This is a genomic window from Embleya sp. NPDC025285 (assembly GCF_055558835.1).
In genome coordinates this window covers 24,091-35,980 of the sequence record NZ_JBVHLU010000105.1, presented here as the reverse complement: position 1 = coordinate 35,980, position 11,890 = coordinate 24,091, and the positions used below count along the sequence as shown (strand labels likewise).

2 protein-coding genes are annotated in these 11,890 nt (G+C 74.3%); both read right to left on the bottom strand.

Annotation, left to right across the window (positions count from 1 at the left end):
• A partial coding sequence (locus tag ACZ4FV_RS42580; RefSeq protein WP_465326156.1) for a beta-ketoacyl synthase N-terminal-like domain-containing protein occupies positions 1 to 773 on the bottom strand: 773 nt, incomplete at its 3' end.
• Between the two features lie 31 nt (positions 774 to 804).
• On the bottom strand, positions 805 to 11,850 hold the full coding sequence (locus ACZ4FV_RS42575; protein ID WP_465326154.1) for a type I polyketide synthase: 11,046 nt from the start codon (positions 11,848 to 11,850) through the stop codon (positions 805 to 807).
• Positions 11,851 to 11,890: the final 40 nt, after the last annotated feature.

Below are 11,890 nucleotides of genomic sequence, written 5' to 3'. Positions count from 1 at the left end.
ACACCCTCCCCCCACCCCGTACCATCCGCCCCCGCCGCGAACGCCTTGCACCGACCATCCACCGCAAGACCCCGCTGCCGACTGAACTCCACGAAGATTCCCGGGGTGGTCATCACCGCGGCTCCGCCGGCCAGCGCCAGGGTGCACTCACCCTGCCGCAACGCCTGCACAGCCAGATGCAACGCCGTCAACGACGCCGAACACGCCGAATCGACCGTGATCGCCGGACCCTCCAGACCGAACGTGTACGCCAGACGACCCGACAACACACTGGCGGCGGCGCCGGTGAGTTGGTGCCCCTCGGTCCCGTCGCCGGTCCCGCCCCCGCTGCCGCCGGTCATCAGGACCGATCCGACGAAGGCCCCGACGGGTTGTCCCTTGAGACCGCCGGGATCGATCCCCGCGCGTTCGAAGGTCTCCCACGCGATCTCCAGGAGCAGCCGCTGCTGGGGGTCCATCGCGGCGGCCTCGCGCGGGCTGATCCCGAACAGGTCCGCGTCGAACTCCGAGGCGTCGTCGAGGAAGGCGCCTTCGCCGACGTAGGTGTGGCCCGACCGGTCGGGGTCCGGGTCGAAGAGCGTCCCGGTGTCCCAGCCGCGGTCGGTGGGGAAGGCCGAGACCGCGTCGGTTCCGGTGGCCACCAGCTCCCACAGGTCCTCCGGCGAGCGCACGCCCCCGGGGAAGCGGCAGCCCATCGCCACGATCGCCACCGGCTCGTGGGCTGCCGCCGTCAGCTCGCGCGTTTGCGCGCGGAGCGACTCGACCTCCTTCAGCGAGGCCCGCAGGGCCTCGACGAACCTCTCGTCAGCGACCGCCATCGTGCTCCTCCGTCCGTGCGTGTGCCGCGTTGTCGGGGTCGGTGACGGGGTCGTCGTGCTCGCCGTACGGGCCGTCGTGCAGCGCCATCGCGAGCAGCCCCTCGGCGTCCATCCGGTCGATCGAGCCGGACCCCGGCCCGGGGCTGTGCTCCCGCGGTGCCGACTCGGCCGCGGCGGCGTGGCCCGCGAGTTCCAGCAGCGAGTCCAGCAGGCCGGCGTCGCGCAGCCGGGAAAGCGGGATGCCGGCCAGGGCGTCACGCACCCGACGTTCGGTGTCACGCGGTACGTCCGTCCCCTCCTCTCGGGGAGCAAGCTCCGCGGCCAAGCGCTCGGCGAGCGCCGTGGGGGTGGGGTGGTCGAACACCAGCGTCGGGGGCAGCCGCAGGCCGGTTGCGCCGGCGAGCCGGTTGCGCAGTTCCACGGCCGTCAGCGAGTCGAACCCGAGGTCCTTGAAGGCCCGGTCCCGTCCCACCGCTTCCGCGGTCGGGTAGCCCAGGACGGTCGCGGTCTCGGCGACGACCAGTTCGAGCAGTTGCCGGTCCCGCTCCGCCGGCGACAGCGCGGCCAGGCGACGCCGCAGCGCCCCGGCGCTCGTACCCCCGGCGCCCCTGCGTCGCGCCGGGCCGCGCACCAGGTCGCGCAGCACCGGGGGCAGCGTGTCGGGCCGCGTCCGGAACACGGACAGGTCGAGCCGCATCGGCAACACCAGCGGTTCGTTCACGGTCCCGGCGAGGTCGAAGAGCGCCAGCCCGTCCCGGGTCGGCAGGCCCTGGACGCCGGCGCGTGCCATCCGGGCCCGGTCGGCCCGGTCGAGTCCGGCCGTCATGTCGCTGCTCTCGGCCCACAGCCCCCAGGCCAGCGACAGCGCGGGCAGTCCGGCGTGACGTCGCCGCCGTACCAGTGCGTCCAGGAACGCGTTGGCCGCCGCGTAGTTGCCCTGTCCGGCGCTGCCCAGGGTGGCCGCGGCCGAGGAGAACACCACGAACGCCGCCAAGGGCGCGGTTCGGGTCAGCTCGTCCAGGTGGCACGCTCCGTCCACCTTGGGCCGGAACACCCGGTCGATCCGTTCCGGGGTCAGCGCGGGAATCACGCCGTCGTCCAGGACACCGGCCGCGTGCACCACGGCGGTGAGGGGGTGCGCGGCGGGCACCGACGTCAACAGCGCGACCACCGCGTCGCGATCGCCGACGTCGCACGCCGCCCACGTCGCCTCGGCGCCGTGCGTACCCAGTTCGGTGGTCAGGAGCGAGGCTTCGGCGCTCTCGTCGGCGCGCCGGCTCACCAGGAGCAGTCGGCGTACGCCGTGCTCGACGACCAGATGCCGGGCCAGGGCGCGCCCCAGGGTTCCGGAGGCGCCGGTCACCAGCACGGTGCCCGCGGGGTCCCACGCCGTGCCCGGGTCGCCGCGTTCCGGGTCCACCGGGGCGATCGGGACCACCGGGACACGTTCGAGCCGGGGAAGCATGATCCGCCCCTCGCGAACCGCGAGTTGAGGCTCGTCGGTGGCCAGTGCGGCGGACAACGCGGCGACGGAGGCCGGGTGGGCGTCGAGGTCGACCAGGACGAACCGGCCCGGGCTCTCCGCCTGGGCCGAGCGCACCAGGCCCCAGACCGCCGCGGCGGACGGATCGCCGGGAGGTTCGTCGTCCGTCGTGGCGAACGCTCCACATGTGACGACGACGCACCGCGCCGCGCTCACCGGCTCCTCAGCGATCCGGTCGCGCACCACGTCCAGGGCTCGACGGGTCGCCTCCCGGGCCCGCACCGCCTCCGCACCGGCGCCGGAGTCCGTGCCGAACACCGCGAGCACGAGGTCGGGTTCGGGCTCGCCGGCACTTGTCGCGGAGCGCAACGCGGACAGGTCGGGGAAGCGCTTCACCTCCGGGGGCAGGTCCAGGTCGTCGCCGCCGAGCACCGCCCACGCGCGGTGTCGCGGTTCACCCCGCCCGGTGGGAGCCGCGGGTGCGGCCACCCACGTGAGCCGGAACAGGTCGTCCCGGCGATCACTCGGGGCACGCAGTCCTTCGGGGGAGACCGGACGGGCGGCCAGCGAGCGCACCGTCACCGCGGGGGTGCCTTCGGTGTCCGCCACCACCACCGACACGTCCCGGTTCGTCCCCGCGGACACCCGGACCCGCACCGCCGGGCCGCACGGCCCGTGGAACGCGACGTCGTTCCAGGCGAACGGCATGGCCGCCGCACCGGGGCCGTCGCCTTGGTCGCGGAGCAGACAGGAGTGGAGCGCGGCGTCGAGCAGCGCGGGATGGGCCTGGTAGCGGCCTGCTTCGGCCGCCATGTCGTCCGGCAGCGCGGCCTCACCGTAGATCTCCTCGCCCATCCGCCACGCGGTGTGCAGGCCGTGGAACGCGGGGCCGTAGGACAGGCCGATCTCGTCGAGCCGTTCGTAGAAGTCGGTCAGGTCGACGGCTACGGCTCCCGGGGGTGGCCAGGTGCCGTCGAGGGCCGCCGGGGTCGCGGCCTGTGCCGCGGTGAGCATGCCGCGCGCGTGGCACGACCAGGGGTCCTGCGGAGCCGCGTCCTCGGGGCGGGCGTACACGCCGAGGGCCCGCGTGCCCTCCTCCTCGGCGGGCCCGACCCGGACCTGGAGTCGCACCGCGCCGTCTCCGGCGAGGAGCAGGGGTTTTTCCTGGATCAGCTCCCGGATGTGCGGGCAGTCGGTCTCGGCGCCCGCCAGCGCCGCCAGTTCCACGAACGCGGTACCGGGCACCAGCACCGTGTCACCGACGGCGTGGTCGGCGAACCACGGGTGGGTGTCCAGGGACCAGCGCGCGGTCAGCACGGTCTCGGTGGAGTCGGCGAGTTCGACGCGGGCGCCCAGGAGCGGGTGCTCCGGGCGGCCCAGGCCCGCGGCGCTCACGTCGCCGGCACCGGCGGGTGTGTCGAGCCAGAACCTACGCCGTTGAAAGGGGTAGGTCGGCAGGTCCACGACGCGTGGCGCACGGCCGGTCCAGGTCGCGGACCAGTCCACGGCGACACCGTGGGTGTACGCCTCGGCGACCGAGGCCAGGAAACGTTCCGGTCCGCCCTGGTCGCGGCGCAGCGACGCGACGGCCACGCCCGGCGTGCCCGGGTGCTCCTCCAGGATTTCCCGTAGGCCCATGGTGAGCATGGGGTGGGGGGCGGCCTCGACGAACGCGCCGTAGCCGCGGGTGATCAATTCCCGTACGGCGGGCTCGAATCGCACGGGCTCGCGCAGGTTGCGATACCAGTAGTCGCCGTCGAGTCCCGTGGTGTCCTGGAAGGCGCCGGTCAGCGTCGACATGAAGGCGATGCGGGCCGGCTCCGGGCGAATCTCGGCGAGGTCGTGGGCCATCCGCTCGCGTACGGCTTCCACGTGGGGCGAGTGCGAGGCGTAGTCGACCGGGATCCGACGCGCCCACCGTCCGGTCCTTTCGCAGTGCGCGAGGAGGTCCTCGAGTGCGGCCGTGTCGCCCGTCACCACCACCGACGCCGGTCCGTTGACGGCCGCGAGGTGGATTCGTCCGTGCCAGGCCGCCGTCAGGTCCTCGGCCTCGGTGGCGGTCAGCGCCAGCGAGACCATCGCGCCGCGGCCCGCGATGGCCCTCAGGGCCCGGCTGCGCAGGGCGACCACGCGCGCGCCGTCGTCGAGGGAGAGGCCGCCCGCGACGCAGGCCGCGGCGATCTCCCCCTGCGAGTGCCCCACCACGGCGTCGGGTTCGACGCCGTACGATCGCCACAGCTCGGCGAGCGACACCATCACCGCCCACAGCGCGGGCTGGACCACGTCCACCCGTTCCGGGTCGACTCCGGTGTCCCCGCCCCGGACGACGTCCACAACGGACCAGTCGGCATACGGGGCCAGCGCGTCGGCGCACTGGGCCAGGCGGTCCCGGAAGACGGGTGCGGTGTCCCACAACCGTGCGGCCATGCCCGGCCATTGGGCTCCCTGGCCGGGAAAGACGAACACCGTCCGGCCGGGGTCACCGGCGAGCCCCTCGATCGCCGCGGGGGTCTGCCGGCCCTCCGCCACGGCGGCCAGGGCGGACAACAGTTCGTCGCGGTCGCCGCCGATGATCACGGCCCGGTGTTCGAGCGAGGCGCGGGTCGTCAGCAGCGAGTGGGCGACATCGACGGCGTCGAGTCCCGGTTCGGCGACGAGGCGCTTGCGCAGTCCGGCCGCCCTCGCCCGCAGCGCGGGCTCGCTCCCGGCCGAGAGCACCAACGGCACGGGTGTGTCGGCCGCTTGGGCGTTCGCGGCGGCATGTTCGGGTTCCCCCGTCTCGGGTGCGCGTCGAACGTGCGGGTCCGGCGTGGCGGGAGCCTGTTCCAGCACGACGTGCGCGTTGGTGCCGCTGATGCCGAACGAGGACACCGCGGCTCGACGCGGTCGCCCGGTGACGGGCCAGGGTCGTGCCTCGGTCAGCAGTTCGACCGCGCCGGACGACCAGTCGACATGGGGGGAGGGCGCGTCCACGTGCAGGGTCCGCGGCAGGATGCCGCGGCGCAGGGCCATGACCATCTTGATCACACCCGCGACGCCCGCCGCCGCCTGGGTGTGACCGATGTTCGACTTGACCGAGCCGAGCCACGCCGGGTGGTCGGTGCGGCGCCCGCTGCCGTAGGTGGCCAGGAGTGCCTGCGCCTCGATCGGGTCGCCCAGGGTGGTGCCGGTGCCGTGCGCCTCGACGACGTCCACCTCGGCGGGCGTGAGCCGGGCACCGGCCAGCGCCTGGGTGATCACCCGTTCCTGGGATGGTCCGTTCGGGGCGGTCAGGCCGTTGCTCGCCCCGTCCTGGTTGACCGCCGAGCCCCGGACCACGGCAAGGACGCGGTGGCCCTTGCGCACCGCGTCCGACAGGCGCTCGACGAGGAGCACGCCGGCGCCCTCGCCCCACACCGTGCCGTCCGCGGCGGCGGCGAACGGCTTGCAGCGCGCGTCGACGGCCAGCGCGCCCTGCCTGGCGAACTCGACGAAGGCGTTCGGCGTGCACATCACGGTGACCCCGCCCGCGAGGGCGAGGTCGCAGTCTCCGCCGCGCAGCGCCTGCGCCGCCAGGTGCAGGGCCACCAGCGACGAGGAACAGGCGGTGTCCACGGTGACGGCCGGGCCCTCGAATCCGAAGGTGTAGGCGACGCGTCCGGTGGCGACGCTCGCGGATCCGCCGGTACCGAGGTATCCGGCGATGTCCTGCGTGATGGTGCCCAGCCGCGTGGTGTAGTCGTGGTACATCAGCCCGGCGAACACGCCGGTGCGGCTGCCCCGCAGGGCCGCCGGGTCCAGGCCCGCGTGTTCCAGCGCTTCCCAGGAGATCTCCAGCAGGAGTCGCTGCTGCGGGTCCATCGCCACCGCCTCGCGCGGACTGATGCCGAAGAACTCGGGGTCGAACCACGCCGCGTCGGAGAGGAATCCGCCCGCCGTCGCGAAGCCGGCGGAGTCGAGGGACCAGCCGCGGTCGGTGGGAAAGGCGGAGATGGCGTCGGCGCCCCGGTCCACGAGGTTCCACAGATCCTCCGGCGAACCGATGCCTCCCGGGAAGCGGCAGGCCATGCCCACGACGGCGATCGGCTCGTCCGCCGCGATCGCGCCGCGTGCCGGGGGTTGTCGACGCCCGTTCCTTCCGGTCAGCCGTTCGTGGACGTGCTCGGCGAGTTCGTACGGCGTCGGATGGTCGAAGACGAGCGTGGCGGGCAGCCGGAGGCCGGTCACTTGCGCGAGGCGGTTGCGCAATTCGAGGGCGGTGAGCGAGTCGAATCCCGACTCCTTGAACGCGCGCCCGGGTTCGACGGCGCTCGGGTCCGGGTGGCCGAGGACGGCCGCGACCTGGGCCCGCACCACGTCGAGGATCTTCGCTGCCCCGTCCCGGGTCGGGAGGTCGGCGAGTTCGCGGGCGAGGGCGGAGTCGCCGTCGACCTCCGTTGCCGCGCGCCGCGCCGGTGGCCGCACCAGGGCGCGCAACAGCGCCGGTACGCCGTCCGCGGCGGCCCGTGCCCGTACGGCGGCGAGGTCCAGGCGGGCCGGGAGGACGACGGGCAGCCCCGACCGCAGGGCCGCGTCGAACAGGGCGACGCCCTCTCCCACCGACAACGCGGTCACCCCGGCTCGGCGCATCCGGTCGCGGTCGGTGTCCGACATCGCGCCGGTCATCGCGCCGGTCTCGGCCCACAGCCCCCAGGCCAGGGAGAGCGCGGGCAGTCCCAGCGAACGTCGGACAGCGACGAACGCGTCGAGGAAGGCGTTGGCCGCCGCGTAGCCGCCCTGGCCCGCGGTACCGAACACGCCCGCCCCGGAGGAGAAGACGACGAACGCGCAGAGGTCCATGTCTCGGGTCAGTTCGTGCAGGTTGACCACCGCGTCGACCTTCGGCCGGAACACGGTGTCGATGCGTTCCGGGGACAGCGACGGGAGCACCGCGTCGTCCAGGACGCCGGCCGCATGGACCACACCGCGCAACGCGTGTTCCACCGGAATCCGCGCGAGGACCTCCATCAGGGCCGCGCGGTCCCCCGCGTCGCACGCCGCCCAGTGCACGGACGCGCCCAGTTCCGCCAGTTCCGCGCCGAGTTCGGCGGCTCCGGGCGCGGCCGCGCCGCGGCGACTCGTCAGCAACAGGTGCCGTACTCCGTGCGCCCGGACGAGGTGGCGGGCCACGACCCGGCCGAGCACACCCGTCGCGCCCGTCACCAGAACGGTGCCCTCGCCGCCGAAGCCGGCGAAGTCCTTCGGACCGTCCGGGCGTTCGGAATCTTCCCGGGTGCCGGTGGCGCCGTTGCCCGTGTTGTCGCGATCACCGCCGGAGGGCGGCACCCGTCGGAGTCTGGGTACGAAAACCTTCCCGGCGCGCAGCGCCACTTGCGGCTCGTCGCCGCCCACGACCGCGGGCAGCGCTTCGCCGGAGGGTTCCGTGCCGTCCCAGTCGACCAGGACGAGCCGGTCCGGGTTCTCCGCCTGCGCCGAGCGCAGCAGGCCCCATGCCGCGGCCAGGGCCGGATCGCACGTCTCGTCGTCGCGCGCCGCCACCGCGCCTCGGCTCAACAGCACGAGGCGGGTGGAGCTGCCGCGTTCGTCGGCGAGCCACGCCTGGATCAGCGTCAGTGCTCCCCCGACGGTGTCTCGGACGGCCGCACGCGGGTCGGCGCAGCCGGGCGCGGGCATCGGGAGCGCCACCAGGACCGCGCCCGGCACATGCTCTCCCGCCGTCGCCGCCGCGAGTTCCGCGACCTTGTGCACCGGGACGTCGGTGCGTTCGAGAGCCGCGACGACCGCCTCGGCGCCGTCGAGGACGACCCACGACCGGGGCGTCGGGGACGCCCCGCCCGCGGCGGGCACCCAGTCGACGGCGAACAGGGAGTCCGTCGACTCCGCGACGGCGGGTCGAAGGCGGTCGAGTGCCATCGAACGCAGGGCGAGCGATTGCACGGACACCACGGGTGCCCCGGTCGCGTCGGCGGCCTCCACCGCGACGGCGTCGGGGCCCAGCGGGGTGATCCGTACCCGCAGCCGCGTCGCGCCGACCGCGTGGATCCGCACACCGGACCACGAGAACGGCAGCCGAGGCCCGGAGGCCGGGCTTGTCCGCGCCCGTGTCGCGGCGTCGCCGACCGCCGCCGCGTGCAGCGCGGCGTCGAGCAGGGCCGGGTGGATCGCGAACCCGTCGCTGTCGCCGTCCCCCGGGAGCACGACCTCGGCGAGGACCTCGTCCCCCCACCGCCAGGCGGCCCGCAGACCTCGGAACTCGGGGCCGTAGCGCAGGGACAGCGCGGCCAGGTCCTCGTACACGCCCTCCACCGGCACGGGTTCGGCGCCGGGCGGCGGCCAGGCGTGCGACGCGCGGCTTTCGTGCCCGACGGTACGGGCGAGCGATCCGGCCGCCTGCCTGGTCCACGCTCCGTCCGGGGTGTGCTCCGGCCGGGCGTGGATGGTGATCGCGCGGTCGCCGGCCGCGTCGGCCGGACCGACGACGGCCCGCAACTGCACACCGCCTCGCGGCGGCAGGACCAGGGGGGCCTCCAGGGTCAGTTCCGCCACCCCGTCGCAGCCCACCTGCTCGGCGGCTCGAACCGCCAGTTCCAGGAGGGCCGTTCCGGGCAGCAGGACGACGTCGCCGACCGCATGACTACCGAGCCAGGGGTGGGTGTCGCGGGACAGCCGCCCGGTCAGGAGCACGCCGCCGGAGTCGGGAAGGTCGGTGACCGCTCCCCAGAAGGGGTGGTCGAGCGGGCTCAGCCCGGCCGAACCGACGTCACCGGCGGGCGGCGTGGCGTCGAGCCAGTATCGCTGCCGGTCGAACGCGTACGTGGGCAGCGACACACGGCGCACGTCGGTCCCGGCGAACACCTTCGTCCAGTCGGGCGATCGGCCGCCCGCGTACACCTCGCCCAGGGAGAGGAGGAACCGGTCGAGGCCGCCGTCGTCTCGGTGCAGCGTGCCCGTCACGAGAGCCTCCCGGCCCAGTCGGCCGAGCGTCTCCGTCAGGCCGAGGGCGAGCACCGGGTGCGGGCTGCACTCCACGAACGTGCCGTGTCCGGTGGCGCCGAGTCGCTCCACGGCGTCCGAGAGCCGGACCGTGCGCCGCAGGTTGCGGTACCAGTAGTCCGCGATCAACTCCTCACCCGGCACCACGTTGCCCGTCACCGTCGAGTACAGCGGCAGCGTGCCCGTCCGGGGACGGATGTCCGCCAACCGGGCGAGCAGTTCCGTGCGCAGCGCCTCCACGTGCGGGGAGTGGGAGGCGTAGTCCACGGCCACGCGCCGAGTACGTACACCGTCCCGCGCGCAGGCGCCCGTCAACTCGTCGAGCGCCGTGGGGTCTCCGGAGAGCACCACGGACGAGGGGCCGTTCACCGCGGCGAGCGAGAGTCGTCCGGCGAAGTCCGCGAGCCGCGCGCGGACCTCCTCGACCGGGGCCGTCAGGGAGACCATGCCGCCCGCACCGGCCAGCCGTTCGGCGATCAGCCGGGAGCGCAGGGCCACGACGCGTGCGCCGTCGTCGAGGGACAACGCGCCCGCGACACAGGCCGCGGCGATCTCGCCCTGCGAATGCCCCACCACGGCGGCCGGTTCGACGCCGTGCGAGCGCCACAGCTCCGCCAGCGACACCAATACCGCCCACAACACCGGTTGCACGACATCGACCCGGTCGACACGGTCCTTGCCGGTGTCGTCGACGCGGCCGAGCACCACGTCGGGCAGGGACCAGTCGACGTACGGGTCCAAGGCTGCCGCGCACTCCTGCATGCGCTCGCGGAAGACGGCGCACGAGTTCCACAGCTCCACGGCCATCCCGTCCCACTGGGAACCCTGGCCGGGGAACACGAAGACCGTCCGGCCGGGGTCGCGCGCCACGCCCTCGACGAGTCCCGCGCAGGGTTCGCCCTGGGCCAACGCCGCGACACCACGCAGGAGTTCACCGTTGCGGCGACCGACCACGACGGCCCGGTGCGCCAGTGGTGCGCGGGTGGTCGCCAACGCGTGGGCGACGTCGGCCGCGCGAAGGGCCGGATGCGCCGCCATGTGCTCGCGCAACCGGGCCGCCTGCGCACGCAGCGCCCGCGGGCTGCCCGCGGACAACACCCACGCCACCGGCCCGGGGTCGGAATCCGCCGGTTCCGGCGCCGCCGGCGGCGCCGGCGCGTGGTGCGCGCGATCCCCGGCCTCGTCGGTCGGCGCCTCGTCGGCGGCTTCGATGATCACGTGCGCGTTCGTCCCGCTGATCCCGAACGAGGAGACCCCTGCCCGCCGCGGGCGATTCGTGGCCGGCCAGGGGCGGGACTCGGTCAGGAGCCGCACGGTGTCCGCGGACCAGTCGACGTGTGGCGTGGGGGTGTCGACGTGCAGGGTCGGCGGCAGCAGCCCGTGCCGCAGGGCCATGACCGTCTTCATCACGCCCGCGATTCCGGCGGCGGCCTGCGTGTGGCCGATGTTCGACTTCAACGACCCCAGCCACAGCGGCCGGTCCGCCCCGCGGTCGCGTCCGTACGTCGCCAGCAGCGCCTGCGCCTCGATGGGGTCGCCCAGGCGGGTGCCCGTTCCGTGCGCCTCCACCGTGTCCACGTCGGCTCCCGTGAGCCCGGCGTCCGCGAGGGCCGCGCGGATCACCCGCTGCTGCGCGGGGCCGTTGGGGGCGGTCAGGCCGTTCGACGCGCCGTCCTGGTTGACGGCGCTGCCCCGGACGACGGCCAGCACGCGATGCCCCAGCCGCCGCGCGTCCGAGAGCCGCTCCAGCAGGACGACGCCCACACCCTCGCCGAGCCCCGTGCCGTCGGCCCGGCCCGCGAACGCCTTGCACCGGCCGTCGGGCGAGAGCACCCGTTGCCTGCTGAACTCCAGGAGCGTCGCCGGGCTCGACATCAACGTGGCTCCGCCGGCCAGCGCGAGGTCGCACTCCCCGTTCCGCAGTGCCTGTACGGCGAAGTGCAGCGCCACCAGGGACGAGGAACAGGCCGTGTCGAGGGTGACCGCCGGGCCTTCGAGACCGAAGGTGTAGGCGACCCGCCCGGACGCGACGCTCGCCGCGCGTCCGGTCTCCAGCCTGCCCTCGTGCTCCGACAGCGCGCCGGGCAACCGCGCCGTGTAGTCCTGCCCCATCATCCCGGTGAAGACGCCGGTTCGGCTGCCACGCACCGCGGCGGGGGCCAGGCCCGCCCGCTCGAAGGTCTCCCAGGAGACCTCGAGCAGCAGCCGCTGCTGCGGATCCATCACCAGGGCCTCACGCGGACTGATCTCGAACAGCCCCGCGTCGAACGACATGATGTCCGCGAGGAATCCGCCCTCCCGCGCATAGCAGGTGCCCACCTGCTCGGGGTCGGGATGGTAGAGCCCCTCGACGTCCCAGCCCCGGTCCACGGGGAGCGCACCGACCCCGTCCCGCCCCGAGGCCACCAGGCGCCACAGCTCCTCGGGCGAGGCGACGCCGCCGGGGAAACGGCAGGCCATCGACACCAGCGCGACGGGCTCCCGGTGCTTGGCCCGGGCGAGCCGCAGGTGCTCGCGGGTGCGCTCCAACTCGGCGGAGACACGCTTGAGATAGTCCAGCATCTTGGCGTCGTGGATGTCGTGGGTCATGTCGAACGTGCCGCCCTTCCCGCGAAAG